General features: G+C 45.6%; 18 protein-coding genes. 4 read left to right on the top strand and 14 right to left on the bottom strand.

The features are described 5' to 3' along the window. Nucleotides 1–175: 175 nt before the first annotated feature. The 3 genes from KW844_RS26720 to KW844_RS26710 form a co-directional block, all read right to left on the bottom strand. On the bottom strand, nucleotides 176–1,012 hold the full coding sequence (locus KW844_RS26720; protein ID WP_218379829.1) for a hypothetical protein: 837 nt from the start codon (nucleotides 1,010–1,012) through the stop codon (nucleotides 176–178). A gap of 84 nt (nucleotides 1,013–1,096) precedes the next feature. Beyond that, nucleotides 1,097–1,912 carry a hypothetical protein gene (locus KW844_RS26715; protein WP_218379828.1) on the bottom strand — a complete coding sequence of 272 codons (816 nt, stop codon included), beginning with the start codon at nucleotides 1,910–1,912 and terminating at the stop codon, nucleotides 1,097–1,099. Between the two features lie 72 nt (nucleotides 1,913–1,984). Further along, a complete protein-coding gene (locus KW844_RS26710) occupies nucleotides 1,985–2,806 on the bottom strand; it encodes a hypothetical protein (RefSeq protein ID WP_218379827.1) in 822 nt (273 codons plus the stop codon). Nucleotides 2,807–2,982: 176 nt separating this feature from the next. On the opposite strand from KW844_RS26710, the gene KW844_RS26705 reads away from it, so the two are divergent. Further along, on the top strand, nucleotides 2,983–3,702 hold the full coding sequence (locus KW844_RS26705; RefSeq protein WP_218379826.1) for a ferredoxin--NADP reductase: 720 nt from the start codon (nucleotides 2,983–2,985) through the stop codon (nucleotides 3,700–3,702). 43 nt (nucleotides 3,703–3,745) lie between these two features. Here KW844_RS26705 and KW844_RS26700 read toward each other — a convergent pair whose 3' ends face one another. From KW844_RS26700 to dtd, 6 genes are all read right to left on the bottom strand, one after another. Further along, nucleotides 3,746–5,173: a glycine--tRNA ligase gene (locus tag KW844_RS26700; RefSeq protein ID WP_218379825.1), complete on the bottom strand. Its 1,428-nt coding sequence runs from the start codon at nucleotides 5,171–5,173 to the stop codon at nucleotides 3,746–3,748. 81 nt (nucleotides 5,174–5,254) lie between these two features. Beyond that, nucleotides 5,255–6,193, bottom strand: a complete 939-nt coding sequence (locus tag KW844_RS26695; protein ID WP_218379824.1) for a YihY/virulence factor BrkB family protein — start codon at nucleotides 6,191–6,193, stop codon at nucleotides 5,255–5,257. Nucleotides 6,194–6,201: 8 nt separating this feature from the next. After that, the gene (locus KW844_RS26690; protein WP_218379823.1) at nucleotides 6,202–6,528 is read right to left on the bottom strand and encodes a nucleotide pyrophosphohydrolase; all 327 of its coding nucleotides are present in this window, start codon (nucleotides 6,526–6,528) and stop codon (nucleotides 6,202–6,204) included. Between the two features lie 112 nt (nucleotides 6,529–6,640). Beyond that, nucleotides 6,641–7,153 carry a hypothetical protein gene (locus KW844_RS26685; RefSeq protein WP_218379822.1) on the bottom strand — a complete coding sequence of 171 codons (513 nt, stop codon included), beginning with the start codon at nucleotides 7,151–7,153 and terminating at the stop codon, nucleotides 6,641–6,643. Nucleotides 7,154–7,165: 12 nt separating this feature from the next. Further along, nucleotides 7,166–7,684: a hypothetical protein gene (locus KW844_RS26680; RefSeq protein WP_218379821.1), complete on the bottom strand. Its 519-nt coding sequence runs from the start codon at nucleotides 7,682–7,684 to the stop codon at nucleotides 7,166–7,168. Nucleotides 7,685–7,862: 178 nt separating this feature from the next. Next, complete coding sequence (gene dtd, locus KW844_RS26675; RefSeq protein WP_218379820.1) at nucleotides 7,863–8,315, bottom strand: D-aminoacyl-tRNA deacylase; 453 nt, start codon at nucleotides 8,313–8,315, stop codon at nucleotides 7,863–7,865. Nucleotides 8,316–8,410: 95 nt separating this feature from the next. On the opposite strand from dtd, the gene arfB reads away from it, so the two are divergent. Together arfB and KW844_RS26665 are read left to right on the top strand one after the other, a co-directional pair. After that, entirely contained in the window at nucleotides 8,411–8,812 is a 402-nt protein-coding gene (gene arfB / locus KW844_RS26670; protein WP_218379819.1) for an alternative ribosome rescue aminoacyl-tRNA hydrolase ArfB, read from the top strand. 20 nt (nucleotides 8,813–8,832) lie between these two features. Beyond that, the gene (locus KW844_RS26665) at nucleotides 8,833–10,368 is read left to right on the top strand and encodes a polysaccharide biosynthesis C-terminal domain-containing protein (RefSeq protein ID WP_218379818.1); all 1,536 of its coding nucleotides are present in this window, start codon (nucleotides 8,833–8,835) and stop codon (nucleotides 10,366–10,368) included. Nucleotides 10,369–10,518: 150 nt separating this feature from the next. Here KW844_RS26665 and KW844_RS26660 read toward each other — a convergent pair whose 3' ends face one another. Then, complete coding sequence (locus KW844_RS26660; RefSeq protein WP_218379817.1) at nucleotides 10,519–11,157, bottom strand: MBL fold metallo-hydrolase; 639 nt, start codon at nucleotides 11,155–11,157, stop codon at nucleotides 10,519–10,521. Nucleotides 11,158–11,214: 57 nt separating this feature from the next. On the opposite strand from KW844_RS26660, the gene KW844_RS26655 reads away from it, so the two are divergent. Further along, nucleotides 11,215–14,646, top strand: coding sequence for a hypothetical protein (locus KW844_RS26655; protein ID WP_218379816.1), 3,432 nt, complete (start codon nucleotides 11,215–11,217; stop codon nucleotides 14,644–14,646). 66 nt (nucleotides 14,647–14,712) lie between these two features. Here KW844_RS26655 and KW844_RS26650 read toward each other — a convergent pair whose 3' ends face one another. The 4 genes from KW844_RS26650 to creD all read right to left on the bottom strand — a co-directional run bounded on the left by KW844_RS26650 (nucleotide 14,713) and on the right by creD (nucleotide 17,468). After that, entirely contained in the window at nucleotides 14,713–15,390 is a 678-nt protein-coding gene (locus KW844_RS26650; protein WP_218379815.1) for a DUF1361 domain-containing protein, read from the bottom strand. Between the two features lie 41 nt (nucleotides 15,391–15,431). Then, nucleotides 15,432–15,797, bottom strand: a complete 366-nt coding sequence (locus KW844_RS26645) for a diacylglycerol kinase (protein WP_218379814.1) — start codon at nucleotides 15,795–15,797, stop codon at nucleotides 15,432–15,434. Nucleotides 15,798–15,954: 157 nt separating this feature from the next. After that, nucleotides 15,955–16,107, bottom strand: a complete 153-nt coding sequence (locus KW844_RS26640; RefSeq protein WP_218379813.1) for a hypothetical protein — start codon at nucleotides 16,105–16,107, stop codon at nucleotides 15,955–15,957. Nucleotides 16,108–16,124: 17 nt separating this feature from the next. Further along, entirely contained in the window at nucleotides 16,125–17,468 is a 1,344-nt protein-coding gene (creD, locus tag KW844_RS26635) for a cell envelope integrity protein CreD (protein ID WP_218379812.1), read from the bottom strand. Between the last annotated feature and the right edge of the window lie 35 nt (nucleotides 17,469–17,503).

The raw sequence follows: 17,503 nt of genomic DNA, 5'->3' as shown, positions 1-17,503 counted from the left end.
TGATACATCAATCACTAAAATAGTGATATGTAATCATAAATAAATGGTTGTCAGTATCTTGTTAAAAAATCAAAAGAAAATATATAAAAGAAAATGGTCGGAAGAAATTTCTTCCGACCATGACTACTTCCAGGCCCTCTTTACAATTATAAATATTTTATAATAAATCAATGTATTATTTCTTATACACAAATCTGATACTGCCGGTTTGAGTATCCGAATCACCCTTCCAGGTACTGCTAACCGGATAGTTTTTATCATTGTATACATAGGTATACGTTGTTTTCCATTCCGTGTTTTCCAATGAGGTTTTTTCAACCAGCTCTACCACATTATTTTCGCTCAACCAGTTGATTTCGCCTTCTGTAAACATAGCAGCACGAACGCTGGCATATGGATTTTTCTTATCGTCATACCTGTAGGTCATTGTACGCAGGAAGGTTTCAGTGGAGCCACTCATACTTTCTCTGCTTACAATTTTGGTAACGTTATTGCCGGTCCAGGTAAGTGTGTCCTGATACGACAGCTTACCGTCCGAATAGGAAAATGTGCGGATAAGTTGATTATTGTCATTATACACCAGGGAGTCTTTGGAGCTAAACCCATTTTCACCATTATAGATCAATGCCGGACGACCTTTAGCATCATAGGTGATCAGCTGTCTGTCGGTAGCCAGCGTATCTTTGACGTTACCCGTTTCAGCGTAGTTGATTCTTGTCAGCTTTCCGCCGCTGTAAGTAAAAAAGTAGCCATTGGGAATATCTTCCGCATCGTTGGTAATCAGTTGTGCGTTTAACGTACTGTCGGCATTGTATTTAAACAGCCAGTTAATACTGCCTTTTTGTTCTGCTTCTATTACGGAGTCGAGCAGTGGCGCACCGGATACCACGCCAGGCAGGCCTCCGCCGGGATTACCGGTATCAGGTGTTGGGACATCGGATTTACTGCAGGAGATTATGCACACGGCTAATAAAGCGGGTAAGGCTCCGAAAAGGAAGTTGGAAGTTTTCATAAAAATGTTAAATGGTTATAGCTTTTTAAGCAAAAACAGAAGCCAGCAATGCTGGCCCCTGCATAAATTAGTAAATGGTATTGATTATTTTTTGTATACAAAACGCATAGGTACTTCACCACTTGCCTGGCCACCGGAGTACACCCTTGTTAGCGTTACCGGGTAGCCTTTCTCGTTATAAACATAATTCCACTTTGCTGTTACAGTAGCTTGACCTTCCTGTGTTTCTGAAACCTCCACAGGATTGTTTTCGCTCAGCTTATAAATATTATTCTTGAATTGTATAAAGATAGCGCTTTGTGGTGCACAGAGGTAGGGATTTTTCTTATCATCATACTTATAATTGACGGTATTTACCAAAGCAACTTCACCATTCATCTCGTATCTGGTATATCTAAATTGTGTAAGATTCTTTCCAGTCCAGGTCAGGGTATCTGCAAAAATAATTCTGCCGGAATTAGTTGAAAATCTGCGAATGATCTGATTAGCGTCATTATATACAATAGAATCACGCATCGACTCTCCTACAGGAAGTATTATACTTAACCTACCCTGAGCATCATAAGTACAATCAGAACCCCATGCTGAATCCGCCAAATGACCCGTGCTGGAATATACATGGCGGGTAATTTTCTTATTGGTATACAGATAAAAAAAGCTGCTTTTAATACCTGTTCCAGAGGTAATAATTTCAGCAGCCTGTGTTCCATCCTCATTATATTGGTACGTGCTTACTTCGGTATCAACAGCTGTTTTTCCTGTTGTAAAAACAGAATCCAGGAACACTGCCGATGTTGTTTCATTTCCTGGCGTTGCATTATCTGATTTTTTGCAGGAAAAGAGGGAAATAGTTAATATGGTGAACATTGCACCTGCTATGAAAGTAGTATTATTTTTCATGAATCCTTGTCAACTAATTTTACGCTAAAGCTGCTAACAGCCTAGCTCAAATCATTAAATATTTTTCTTGTCTTATTTCTTATATACAAATCTGATCGTTCCCTCATCACTTACCCCTTCACCTGTAAGCACATAAGCAGCGTTTGTCGGATAATTTTTATCATTGTAGGTGTAGGTATATTTAGTAGTATTAGAACGCCCTCCTTCCACTTCATCTGAATATTCAACTATATTATTTTCACTCAGCCTGCAGATATTCTCCGGGAAAAAGAAAGCACTGACAGGAACACTAACGAAAGGATTCCTTTTATCATCGTATTTAAAAGAGTGAGTTTCCACATATCTGTCCTCACTGCCATAGATGTATTGAACAGACTTATACCTGGTGAGATTTTTACCTGTCCAGGTAAGAGTATCTGCATAATAAAGCTCGTCGGAATAGTATTTAAAGATGCGTACCAACTGATTAGCATCGTTATAAACGAGGGAGTCACGATTGGCCCAGTTGTCAGGGTTTCTAATTATCAGCCTCCCTTTAGTGTCATAGATAAACGTGGTACCATTAGTAGTATCATTCACATTGCCTGTCTCACTGAATACAAATCTTATCAACTGCTTGTTGGAATACAGAAAAAACACCCCTTGTGCACCCCCATTTGCATTTATTGAAATATCGGCATACTGTGTACTATCTGCATTGTACCTGTAGGCAGTCGTCGAATTCCATTCAGGACTGGCAGCAATGGTAATAACTGAATCCAGCAACGGACGCGCTTCCGCTACCACCGGCGGCTCCACCTCCGGCGTAGTATCATCAGATTTTTTACAAGAGAATAGTGATAAGGTTAACAGGGAAAACATGGCTCCTGTTATAAACATTGATTGTTTCATCATAGGTTTAATTTACCGGGATTAAATACATTAATAATTATATAAAATTAATAAATATTAAATATTTAAATAGCTTATAATTAAACATGATAAATATTTAGGGAGAGATTAAATTCATCGCCTGCTAATTTCCCACAGGAATATTCGTTATATTCAGTATGAGAAAATCCTGATTCCACATGGTCGAAAACTGGTATACCGGCATCGTTACAAAAATTGTAGATGCCACGCACAACACCCGTCGTTTCTGGATTAAAATACCGGAGTTGGAGCGGTTCGACTTCAAGCCAGGACAATTTGTGACGCTCGACCTCCCCATTCATGAAAAGAAAAACAAAAGATGGCGCAGCTATTCCATCGCTTCCCATCCCGACGGGAGCAATGAAATAGAACTCGTAATTGTACTACTGGAAGGAGGTGTAGGCAGTACCTATCTTTTCAACGAAATCAGGGAAGGAAGTGAGCTTACACTCAGAGGGCCTCTCGGCGTTTTCGTACTGCCGGAAACGTTAGAAACCGAAATTTTCTTTATCTGCACTGGTACAGGCATCGCGCCATTTCGTGCCATGAGCCATTATCTCAACCATCACAACATCCCACATAACGGCATACACCTCATTTTCGGCAGCAGGTATGAAAAAGACCTGCTCTATGCTGAAGAAATGCGACAGCTCGAACAATCCTTTCCGGGGTTTCATTACATACCTACGTTATCCCGCCAGGACGACTGGAGCGGCCGCAAAGGCTATGTACATCATATTTACGAGGAAATGCTGCAGGATAAGCGCCCTGCCAATTTCTATCTGTGCGGCTGGAAAAATATGATCGATGAAGCTAAACAGCGGATACAGGCCTTGGGGTACGACCGAAAACAAATTCACCTGGAATTATACGGCTAGCCATAAAAAGAGAAAAGGTCCGGTAAGTTACCGGACCTTTCTTTTATAAAATCTTGTTGAGTACCAGATTTCTGACTTCCGACATCGGCACACGTTCCTGCTCCATGGTATCGCGGTGGCGAATGGTAACAGTACCGTCTTCTTTTGTCTGATGGTCGATGGTTACGCAGAAAGGCGTACCTACCGCATCCTGGCGGCGGTAACGCTTACCGATCGCATCCTTCTCTTCATAAAAACAATAGAAGTGCTGCTTGCACTCATCCATGAGTTGCTGCGCCAGTTCCGGCAAACCATCCTTTTTAGTGAGTGGGAAAATAGCCAGTTTAGTAGGCGCCAGCTTGGCTGGTAAGCGCAGTACTACGCGACTATCCTGTTTTTCCGGTGTGCTCAGGTCTTCCTCCGCATATGCAGAGCAGATCACCAGCAGGAACATACGATCCAAACCAATAGAGGTTTCAATCACATATGGCACATAATTCTGGTTGATCTCTGTATCAAAGTACTGGATCTTCTTTTTGCTGTACTCCTGGTGCTGTTTCAGATCGAAATCAGTACGGGAGTGAATACCTTCCACCTCTTTGAAACCAATCGGGAATTCGAATTCGATATCCACAGCGGCATCAGCATAGTGCGCCAGCTTCACGTGATCTTTAAAGCGGTATTTAGCCGGATCGATACCCAGGCTCAGGTGCCATTGCATGCGGGTTTCCTTCCATTTCTCATACCACTCTTTCTGAGAGCCGGGACGGATAAAGAACTGCATTTCCATCTGCTCAAATTCACGCATACGGAAAATGAACTGACGGGCCACAATTTCGTTACGGAAGGCTTTACCTACCTGTGCTATACCGAAAGGTATCTTCATCCTGCCCGTTTTCTGCACGTTCAGGAAGTTGACAAAAATACCCTGTGCAGTTTCAGGGCGGAGATATATTTCACTTGCCTCGTCGGTCACACTACCCAACTGTGTAGAAAACATCAGGTTAAACTGACGTACATCTGTCCAGTTTACAGTACCGCTCACGGAGCAGGCAATTTTATTTTCTTCAATCAATGCTTTCAGTCCGGCATAATCCTGTGCAGCTTCCAGTTGTTCCATGGTACCCAGTAGCGCTTTCCCCTGGTCTTCCGGCAAGGTAGCGGCATAAGCCTCAATCAGGTGATCCACGCGGTAGCGCTTTTTGCTATCCTTGTTATCAATCATTGGATCGCTGAAGTTATCCACGTGACCGGAGGCCTTCCAGGTGGTAGGATGCATGAATATGGCAGCATCAATACCCACGATGTTATCATGGAGCTGTGTCATGCTCTTCCACCAGTAGTCCCTGATGTTCTTTTTCAACTGGGCACCGTTCTGACCATAGTCATACACAGCGCTGAGTCCATCGTAAATTTCGCTGGACTGAAAGATGAAACCGTATTCTTTACAGTGCGATATGATCGCCTGGAATGTATTCTGTTCTGTAGACATAGTTGCGCAAAGATAATTGGCAAAATTGAAAATACGGATGCAATTATTATCACATCTATACTTTATTAATAATTAATAAATTCAACCTTTTGAAACGGATGTATTTGGGGAATTCCCATCTTCCACTTCCCGTATCCAGATGGCGTAGTCGTTGGGGTGTATACGGGACCCGAAGTATTGTACCCAGACCCTGGTGAATACTGCGCCGAAATATAGGATAGCGGCCGAATAGTAAACCCACAGGAGTATAATAACAATGGAGCCGGCGGCCCCATAGGCTGAAGACACCTTGCTGGCTCCCAGGTAATACCCGATAGCGAACTTCCCGATCATAAACAACACGGCAGTAGCAATCGCCCCTACCAGTACATCTTTCCAGCGGATGCGCGCATCCGGCAGCACCTTGAAAATGATGGCAAACAAAGAGGTGATTACCAAAAATGTAATGACAAGGTTAGCAACGTATAACGTGAAATATTCTATCTCCGGGAATAAAGACAGCAGCCGGTGATTTAGTACCTCCATCACACCATTCAGCGCGAGAGACACCAGCAGAATGAAACCCATACTGATTACCAGTGAAAACGACAGCAACCGGTTCAATATCATCTTCACAATCCCACTTTTTTTAGGCTTGGCTTTGAGCTTCCAGATAAAATTAATGCTGTCCTGAATTTCGGCAAACACCCCGGTGGCACCAATGATAAGCGTCACCACACCCACAATAGTGGCCCAGCTTACATCACCGGATAAGGAGGCGTTCTGAATCATATTCTGTATCTGCACCGTAGCCTCGTCACCCACCATGGAGCGGATTTGCGTGTAAATACTGCCTTCTATGGATTCCTTGCTGAGGAAAATATCACAAAGGAAAATGATAATGATCAGCATCGGGGCTATGGAGAATATGGTATAGTAGGAGAGTGCGGCACTTAGTTTTAGTACTTTATCATCAATAAACTCGCTGCCCGACTGCTTCAGGACCTGCCAGATGATTTTAAGTCTGTTTAATAACCGCATAACTTCGCTTACTTTAATTTGGGATTATTGATATGCCGGTCTGCATCCCGGATATTCTTTTTGTTGAAATTTTTCTCCAATGCGGCCGTCATGTCCACACCAGTTTGGTTGGCAATACATAGCAACACCCACATCACATCAGCCAGTTCATCCGCCAGTTCTTTCTTTGAATCCGACTCTTTAAAGGACTGCTCTCCGTATTTGCGTGCCATCAATCGTGCCACTTCTCCCACTTCTTCCGTCAGTATAGCCATATTGGTGAGTTCGCTGAAATAGCGTACTCCGGTAGTGTTGATCCAATGGTCTATCTGCTCCTGGGCTTCTTTAATCGTCATCTCTTATAAAAATTGTTAATTCTCCTAAAGATAACGAAAGAGTAAAAACAATGTTCAGGCCAGAAAGAATTTTCCAGCCTGAACATGCAAATATTTCGTATAACCGTTAAGGTTATAACTGAATAGGAATATTAATTACAGGGGCACCGGTGGGGTGAGGTTGTGGCTTATAAAAAGTGCCTGCCTTGTCTAAATACAGCCCTCTTAAACTATAACCACAACAATTAATGCCGTATTCAACATTTAACAATATCGTATTTTCACCGGCGGCGGTTTTAACTTTCAATGTCAGCGGTAAGCCAAGTTCCTTAGCAGCTGGGTTCATAAGCACCACACTCAGTAGGTTTAGCAGCGACGTATTCAGGTAGCCCGTGGCATTCGCCGAATCGGCGGAGGAATGCATCTCAAATGTCATTTCATGGAAAGCCAACGAAATATTTTCTGGAAGAATTCGTGCATCCGGGCCATAAACGAGGTTTTTACCTGCAGCATCTACCAGGCGAAAACGTAGATCCAGACCGGAATAATCGCAATAAATACCAGCGCAATCCTGCTTATCATCACCCTTTTTACAGGAACTGATAGCAAGCGTGCAAAGCACAAATAAGAAGATAATTCTTTTCATTATACCAGAGGATTAAATTTTAATGGGAAGATCAATTGGTGCAAATCCATTCGTATTATTCGCCTTATACACCACTCCCTCCTTATTGATCTGTATACCTGTTACCATTGCGCCACAGCAATTACGATGGTTTAGTATATGCAGCAGATACGTTTTGATTCCACTAGCTGTACTGATTTTTAATGTGAGGTCCAAAGTAAAATCGTTCCCCGGAGTTCGTACACTACTCTGTGCATAGGTCGCTTCCAGATAAGCTCCTATGAAAGCGCTGCTGGTGGCAGAATCTGCGGAAGACCGCCATAGCAGAGGCTTATCACCATAATACAGGCTTATGCTTTCTTTAGGAATGCTGGCATCAGGACCATAAACAAGGTTTTTACCCTGTTCATCTACCAGCCGTACAGCAAGGATATGCCCTACTGACAGGCATAAAACCTCTGCGCAATCTGCTGATTGCTCGGGGTCGTCATTCTTTTTACAGGCAGCGAAAAGTAATAGTGCTGCCATGGTGAGCACACTTAATTTCTTCATAGATTTTGATTTTAGGTTGATAGTCTCCAGGCTACCCGACAGCTTTTTGCGCATCCATCTGCATATTAAACGTGGGAAGCCGCCATTGGTTACAGGATAAGATTATTGCACTAATTTGAGGTTAAAATGCCGGAGGGACCAGCATTTACAAGCGTAAAACGGCCATGTTCAAGACCTACTACTCCTTATTTTGCGTATCAATAATAATCGTCACCGGGCCATCATTCAGCAGCTCCACTTTCATATCAGCCCCAAAAATCCCGCGCTGAATAGTAGTTTCCATATCCTGCTCCAGCCGGGCAATCATTTTTTCGTACAGGGGTATAGCTACATCGGGTTTGCTGGCTTTCAGGTAAGACGGACGGTTCCCTTTTTTAGTAGAAGCATGTAGAGTAAACTGGCTCACCAGGAGAATGTCCCCATGGGCATCCTTTACCGACACGTTCATCACACCGGCATCGTCATTAAAAATGCGCAGATTCACAATTTTACTGCTCAGCCACTGGATATCTTCCTGTGTGTCCGCATCTTCAATCCCCAGCAATACCAGCAGCCCGGTTTGTATAGCCCCGGTTACCGTTTCTCCCACCGTTACAGATGCCTTGCTTACTCTTTGTATTACAGCTCTCATTATTGTGTATTTTTGCAGCCCGGAATTTACGCACAGTTTTTAATAACTTGCTCCGCTAAGTATAAAATTTATATTACAGAGAGATATAATATATAATGAATATAGATGTAACGGCCGAACTCAGTTTCCGCACCGCCAGGAGCGGAGGGAAAGGTGGCCAGAATGTGAATAAGGTGGAAACAATGGTGGAAGGGTATTTCGATATATCCGCTTCTGCACTGCTCACCGATGAACAAAAGGCGATACTGAAAGAGAAACTCTCCAACCGTATTAACGCCGAAGGCATGCTGCTGGTAAAATCCCAGACAGCCCGTACCCAGCTGGGAAACAAGCAGGAGGTAATCCGTAAAATAAATGAGCTGATTTATAAAGCGCTCATTCCCCGCAAAAAACGTATTGCCACCAAGCCCTCCAAGGCGATGGTAGAAAAACGTATCCAGTTTAAAAAGCGGCTGTCGGACAAAAAGCAGCAACGCAGGGGCGGAAACTTTGAATAACTTTACAAAAATCACTGGCTTTGAGCATAAAGAATCTGGCAGGACAAACAATCTTCTACGGCCTCAGTAATATAGTGAGCAAGCTGCTCAATTATTTCCTGACACCTTTTTACCTGGGTATACTCACCGCCGTATCCTACGGCGAAATGAATACCGCCTACGCCTATATCCCTTTTGCCAATATCGTACTCACCTATGGCATGGAAACCGCCTTTTTCCGGTTTGCCAAAAAAGACAATGAAAACCTGGTGCTCAGCACCTCTATGATTTCACTGATCTTTTCCACCATAGGCGCTACCATACTGCTCTTCCTGCTGCAAGGGCCCATTCTCAACACCCACTCGGCAGAAATGGCCGGGGTAGCAGGGCACCCATCGTTCTATTTTTACATTGTGCTGATCATGGCGTTTGATGCACTCACCGCCATCCCTTATGCGCAACTGCGACTCGAAAACAGACCATTGAAGTATGCGTTTATTCGTATATCCAATATCGTTACCAACGTATTTTTCAATGTCTTTTTCCTCTACCTCTGCCCCAAACTCTATGATGCCGGCCACCACTGGCTGCCGGATGTAATGGGAGGAGGCGCCACCCTGGGCTATGTGTACCTCAGCAACCTGCTGGCCAGCGGCCTTACCCTGCTGATGTTCTTCCCGCAGATCAAAGGCCTTAAATGGCAGTTCGACAAATCCCTGTGGAAAGAAATGATCACCTACTCGCTGCCACTCATCATCGTAGGAATGGCCGGGATGGTAAACGAAACCTTTGACCGTGCATGGTTTCTGCCCACCTTTTTGCCGGTGGACAGTGAAGAAAAAAAGAAATATCTGATCGGCATCTACAGCGCCAACTACAAACTGTCGATCCTCATCAATATGTTTATCCAGGCCTTTAAGCTTGGGGCAGAACCGTTTTTCTTTAAGCAGGCGGAGTCTGACAGCAACCCGCAGAAAATGTATGCCCGCATCATGAAAATTTTCGTGGTGCTGCTCTGTTGCATGTTCCTGTTTGTAAGCCTGTACCTGAATATCTGGAAAATCTTCCTCCGCAAACCGGAGTACTATGAAGGCCTCACCATTGTACCGCTGCTCCTCATGGGTTACATGTTCCTCGGAGTGTATTACAATCTCACCATCTGGTTTAAACTCACCAACAACACCAGGGCTGGTGCCATTATCACCCTGATATCAGCAGGTATGGCCATCCTGCTTAACTGGTGGTGGATACCGATTATGGGCTACTACGGGGCGGCGCTGGCCACCATGGTATGCTACCTCGCGCAAATGGTCATCTGTTATATATGGGGTCAAAAGTATTACCCGGTGCCATACCATCTCCCTAAAATAATTACCTACATGGTATCCGCTATAGGACTGTATTACATCTATAACTGGATCAATGTCACCTTCCTCACGCCTAATAACGTATATGCGATCAAGGGATCATCGCTGACGGTGGCAACTATTTTCTTCCTGGGATATCTGCTATTTATATTCCGGATGGAAAAACGGGAGTTTGCAAAACTGCCGGTGATAGGGAAATTTATAAAATAAAAAGAGCCCCTGGTCGAACTGGACCAGGGGCTCTTTTTTACTCCCCTGCCGTGGGCAGGGCTGAAAGCGGCTGACTAAAAAGTAAAATGAAGACGTTTGTTTTCATCACCTCCCCGTAAGGGAGGCCTTTTTTGCCAGCCTCAAAAAATGTTAATTCAGGAAAGGATTATGCTGCTTCTCATACCCAATAGTAGTAGCAGGCCCGTGCCCCGGGTACACCACCACATCGTCCGGCAACACAAACAGCTGGGTACGGATGCTGTCCAGCAATGTTTCATGATCGCCACCAGGCAAGTCCGTACGCCCTATACTATCACGGAACAATACATCTCCCCCTATAATAATTTTTTGTGCCGCACAATAAAAAGCCACACTGCCCGGAGAGTGCCCCGGAACCAACAGAATTTCAATTTTATTATCCCCGAAATCAAAGATTTCACCGGCCGTCAGGTACGCACCAGGCATGGGAGAGGGTGGAAAAGGCATATTATACATACTACCTACCTGCTGGGAAAGGTCCAAAATCGTTTGTTCGTTGGGGTGAATCTCCGGCCTTACCTTATAGGTTTCTGACACAAGTTTGTTACCAAAAATGTGATCCAGATGGCAGTGGGTGTTCAGCAGCCTCGTAACAATTAGCCCCTCCGTTTGTATATATTGTAATAATTCTTTTCTTTCGTTCTCAAAATAACAGCCCGGGTCTATAATTATGCATTCCTTTTTTTCGTTAATAAGCAGGTAAGTGTTTTCCTGCATAGGACTGAAGGTGAAATGGTGAAGTTCGATCATGTTACCCGTTTTTTAGCTAATTTGTAAACAGATCACAATATTATCAATACTTTCTGTATGAACAGATTTATTACCAGGTTATTATTCCACGGAGCCCTATTACTTGGAACGACAGTGTCGTTTGCTCAGACCAATACCGTAGAATTCGGCCAGAATCGCGTGCAGTTCAAGAATTTTAAGTGGCGGTATTACCAAAGTCGGCATTTCAACACCTACTTCGCCCAAAATGGCCTCGAACTGGGAAAATACGTGGTACAAATCGCGGAAAAAGAGTTGCCCCAGCTGGAACAGTTCATGGAAACCACGCCTCGCCAACGTATCAACATCGTTGTGTACAACAGCTTTGGTGAGATGAAACAATCCAATATAGGCATTGGCGTAGAATGGCAGAACACCGGCGGCGTTACCAAACTGGTAGGCAACAAAATGATCGTGTACTTCGACGGTAACCATGAAAACCTCCGCCGGCAGATACGCCAGGGGATTGCCCGTATCATGCTCGAAACCCTGCTCTTCGGAGAAGATATCGGGGAATTCGCCGGCAATGCAGCCCTCATCGACTTCCCTAAATGGTTTACCGACGGCTTCATCGCCTATGCCGCTGAAAACTGGACGGCAAGAGAAGATGAACAGCTGAAATCTATTATTCTCTCCGGAAAATACAATAACTATAACCAACTGGCCTATGACCATCCCCTGCTGGCCGGTCATGCTTTCTGGTATTATGTAGAAGCTAAATACGGGAATGACGCCGTGCCATACCTGATGTACATCACCCGTATCAACAGAGGGCTCAAAAAAGGTTTTGAACAGGTGCTGAGTATGACCCCTAAAAAGGCTACGCAGGACTTTATGCTGTTTTATACCAAACGCTTCTCCAACGATAACAAACGCAGAAAAACATCCGCCAAAGGTCGCACCATCGTAGCCCAGGAAATCACACAAAAGGCCGATTACTTCCGCTTCAACCCTAATCCTAAAAATAATTCATACGCGGTAGTAGAATTCAAAAAAGGCCTGTACAAAGTACAGATACAGCTGGGATGGAACAAACCTAAAGTACTCCTCAGAAGCGGCGTTATGCAGCTCGCCAACCAGATGGACCCTAACTATCCTCAGATGGCCTGGAATACCAAAGGGAACCGCCTCGCAGTGATCTACGAACACGAAGGCAAAACAAAACTGATGATCTATGACCTGGTGACCCGCATCACCCTGCGCCAGGATCTGCCACAGTTCGACCGCGTAATCGACTTCAAATACATGCCGGTGATGGAAAATACCCTGCTGCTGTCCGCTGTGAAAAACGGACACACCGACATTTTCACCTATAACATCAGCAATTCCAAAACCGACCAGATCACCAACGACGTGTATGATGACCTGGAACCATCCTTCGCAGCATTCCCTGGTAAAAGCGGCATCATCTACGCTTCCAACCGCCCTGCCCCTAAAGGCCGCGGCTCGGATACCTCGCTGCTGCGCAATAGCTACAACATCTTCATGGTCGACAACTGGACCAAGAGCGCCGACAGGCAAATCACCCAGCTGACCGACCTCAAATACGGTGATGCACGCCTGCCCATGCAGTATAACACCACCCACTTCACCTTCGTTTCAGACGCAAACGGTATCCGTAACCGTTATGCCGGTTTCTTTAAATCACAGAACGTAGGAGTGGACTCCCTCTTCTACGTAGGCTCCGAAATCCTGCATAACCCTGAAAAAGAAGACCTGGACTCCGCCCTGGCTGCCTACGGCACCAGCACACCGGATTCAGTGGAAGCAGTGGTGATCACTAACGACTCCACCTATACGTTCCCGATCTCCAACTACCCTTACGGTATCCTGGAATCACGCGTAACCGGTGAAAAAGGCGAAGTATCCGAAGTAGTGGCCTACGCCGACATCAAACGGCTCATGAAGCTCAAGGTGGATACCACTACCCTGAAGAAAAGAAACGTTACTGCCCGCAATACCAGCTTCCGCCAGGATCAGATGCACCAGGACAGTATCCGGCTCGGACTGCCTACGTTTATGGCTCCCCGTAAGGATACCTCTACGCAGCCTAACTTCTTCCAGAACGAGTTTGGTAACGAGCCGGCCGATACCGCCAAAGCACCTGCCAGCTCGGAAATCAAACTGGTAAACGAGGCAGCACAGGAAGGCGGCCTCTCCATATTCGATAAAAAACCGGCCACACCGTCGATACTCAAACAAACCCGACTGATGCCGTACAAATGGAAGTTTGCGTCCGACTACCTGATCCTCCAGATCGATAACTCCATCCTGATCAACCGGTACCAGATCTTTACCGGTCAGCCTACCTCCCCAATCCGCCTCACCGATCCGGTTAACGGACTGATTCGTATAGGCGTCAGCGATCTGTTTGAAGATGTGAAAATTAACGGCGGCTTCCGTATTCCATTTGACCTGCAAGGTTCAGAGTACTTTATCACCGGCTCGTACCTGAAGCGCCGGTTCGACTATAAATTCACTTACTACCGGAAAGTAGATAAGAGCGGCGCCGTTCCAATCGAACAGGATAACCAGATTTACTGGAACCCGGTCAAACTGATGACCAATCTGTACCAGGCGGAAATGCGCTATCCTTTTGACCAGGTGAGAAGTGTACGCCTCTCCGTTGGCTATCGTACTGATAAAATGGTATTCCAGGCCGACAAACGTATCAGCCTCGACGAACCAGATCGCAAAGAAAGCTATATCCTCGGTCGCATCGAGTACGTATATGATAATACCATCAACCCGGCCATCAACATCTGGAATGGTACCCGGTACAAAATCTATGGCGACGTCAACTCGCAGGTAACCAATGGTGGCCTCAACGAGTTCTTTAATCCGAATGCCATAGCCGCCAAAGGCAGATTTACCTATAACATGGGTGTGGATATCCGCCACTACGAAAAGATCTACCGCAATTTCATCTGGGCCACCAGGTTCGCCATGGATATGTCGTGGGGCAGCCGCAAAATGATTTACTACCTCGGTGGTATCGACAACTGGCTGAACCCACAGATCCACGGTAACAACCCTGTGGACCCAACCACCAACTACGCTTATCAAACCCTGGCCGAAAACCTCCGCGGTTACAAGCAGAACGCCAAAAACGGTAACAACGTGATGTTGCTGAATACGGAACTGCGACTGCCGGTATTCGCCACCTTCATCGATAAGCCGATCAACTCCGCTATGATCCGCAACTTCCAGCTTACCACCTTCATGGACATCGGTACTGCCTGGAATAAAAAGCTGTCGTTTAAAGATGCCAACTATGGCAACTACGGACAGGCACCAGGAGTAGTAACCCGCATTAAGGAAGGCTTCCTCGGACCTTTCATCGGCGGTTACGGATTTGGTGCCCGCACCACCATCGCTGGTTATTTCCTCCGCGTGGATGCAGGCTGGCCAATGGTTGACTTCTTCAAAAGCAAGCCTATCTGGTACTTCGGTATGGGTGTAGACTTCTAAAACGCGTTATATAAAAAGAAAAAGCCTGCGGAACATTTTCCGCAGGCTTTTTTTTATGGTGAGAATTCAGGCCCTTCGCAACTGCTTTACCAGCGGATACATCAGGCTTAAAAATACACCCATGCATATGGTAAATGCCCAGGCGTGACGGTTTTCCCAGGGATGGATAAACAAAGCGATCATATCTTTTGAGAGGGTGATGGGGTCTTTCACTACATCCCAGCTGTTGTAACGTAAGTACCTGCCTATATAAACGCCCATGCTGCACAGGAACATCACCGGGATGGAAAACAGCCATGCCGGCCAGCGGGAGTACCTGCTGCTCCACATCTTTTCCATGCTGCGAATGGATAAGTAGCCGAGCATCATGCCGTTAAAGGCAAAGGAAGAAATAAGAAACAACTCAAACCATACCGGCACGCCACCGTCAAAAAGATGAAACAGGTCGGTGATGATATACGGTGCGTTAGGAATGAAGAGCAGCCACACGATGAAACAGGCGTACCAGTTGAGCCGCTGCTGCATATCCGCCGGATGCTTTTCCATCCAGCGGGTAAGCGCAAAAGGAATATAGGCCAGGAAAAGATTCCATACCAGCGAGGCGCGCAGCATACTACCGGTATAGTATATACGAAAAAATATCAGTGCCAGGCTGAAGATAATAGAGGCGTACAGGATATGATGTACCTGCGGCCTTTCAAGTATACTGCCGATGGCAGCCAGTCTTTTTTTAAACACGTTCATGATGTAGCTATTAATCAGTGAATAGCATAGGGATAAAGCGGTTAACTAAACAGGTAAGGCCAGAAGATGCATCCGCCAGTGATGGCGGCGGCAATGGCAGCCACCAGTACAGCAGCGGCAGCCAGGTCTTTGATGAACTTCACCTTTGGATGAATGGCCGGCGACAAATGATCCATCATTTTTTCGATCACGGTATTGAGCATTTCAGTAATCCATACCAATGCCATGGACCATAGCAGCCATAGCCAGTCCGGCTTGCTTACCTGGAACCAGCAGCCGGCGGCTACAACCGCTACTGTGGATACTGCGTGTATGCGTGCATGTGGTTCTGATTTTACAAAAGCAAAGAACCCTGCAAATGCATATCCGAAACTGGCTAATCGATTTTTGAAATATGATCCGGGCATGTCAAAGCTATTCGTTGGCAGTGCATATCACCGGCACTGCACGTGATGAAATTGTTAAAAACACTGTTATCAAATTTAATCATAAAAAACGGCCCCGGAACCATTATATAAAGCTTGTCGTGTCAACCATAGGGGCCGTTGCATTGATTGTAGCAATTTAGTTTTTACTGCTCCTTTGTTCTGCTTTCATCATACAGAAGAGTACAAGGGCAGGGATGGTTATCATCAGCAGCAGCAAAGGGTTGCGACCGAGCCACTGGGTAATGAAATACCATATGAATGATCCGAAAGAAGTATTATCGTCATACATAAAAGCAATTTTAGGAATTATGCATTTACTGCGGCCGGCTGGGTCCTGCTCCAGTTAATCTTCCTGCTGTAGTACATGATGCCTGCCAGTGTAAAGAACAGTCCGAAGCTACCCATGAGCAAGGCATAATCTTCCGCGCTGATGATCACATAAATGAAGGTATAAAACAGCGCTAGCAGTCCGCCGATGGTGAAGCCGATGCGGCGGGTGAGCACGGCACAGGTGTAGAGTACAATCAGGCCTATCGTCATGGCGCTGGCCGTGATGTAGGCGATGAGGAAAGTGGTGTGTTCCGATAATGACAGCAGCAGGATGTAGAATACACTCAGTGCAATTCCAATGAGGCCATACTGGATGGGGTGAACGGTGCGGCGCTGTGCAATTTCTACAAAATAATACAGGAAGAAGGTAATGCCGATGATCAGGAAGGCATATTTAATGGCCCGGGCGCTTTGCTGATAAACGTCCACCGGGGTGATCAGCTTGACGCCAAACTGTTTGGTGTTCATGTTGAAGGACATAGGTTTCAGCGGATTCCAGTTCATATTCTGCACGATCCATTTGGCCGTAAATCCGCTTTTAGATACTTCGCGGCTGTGCGGTGGGATATCGCCATAAAAGTTAGGGCTGTCCCAGGTGGACTGCAGGCTTACTTCCGTATTTTTGGAGGTAGGTAAAAAACTGAGTGCTGTACTACCTTTCAGGTCCATGTCGATGGTGAAGGTGTTTACATCTTCGGTGAGGTTAGCCGCTGGAACAGCAATTTCCACGATGCCCGGATTGCCGGCGGGGCGGTATTCGTCGATGTGTTCTTTGGCGGAAGTGGCTTCCCCGCTTACGTTTGGTTCAGTGGTAAGGGGCTGTCCGTTCCAGGTAATTTTAGGTTGAGAATAAATCCCGCCTATATCTTCGAGGCTCAGGTACAGCTTTGTTTTCTCCAGGAAAATGGCGGAAGGAGAGTCGTCTGATTTTTTCAGGTCAGAGAGAGAGAAGCTGCCGCTGATCTGCATTTTAGTATCATACACGGTAACGGTATAGATCCCACGTTTGAGTTCCGATGGCTTCACATTCCCATCTACCTTAACAGACCTGGGGTTTAAGCTAAAAACATGATCATGTACGATGCTATCCCTTGTTTGATAGGGGATGCTCAGTTGTGGCAGCAGTACCCTTTGCTCACCGCCCCAGGTACGGGCAATTTCAGCGGCTGCCCCTTGGCGCAGCTGGTTACGCTCATCAACGAGGGAGCCGATGTTGAAGGTGGGCACCAACAGGATGATCATTAAAAAAAAGATGAATGCCGCTTTGATGGCGTAGGCAAATCGATCAAAGAAAGAAAGAGGAGCGGAGGAGTTTTCCATAAATCAATATTTAAAAGTGCTTTGTATTTCAAAGT

Source organism: Chitinophaga sp. sic0106 (genome assembly GCF_019219075.1).
Classification (GTDB): Bacteria; Bacteroidota; Bacteroidia; order Chitinophagales; family Chitinophagaceae; genus Chitinophaga.
The sequence above is the reverse complement of the archived record's forward strand: the minus strand, read 5'-3'. Positions and strand labels throughout refer to the sequence as shown.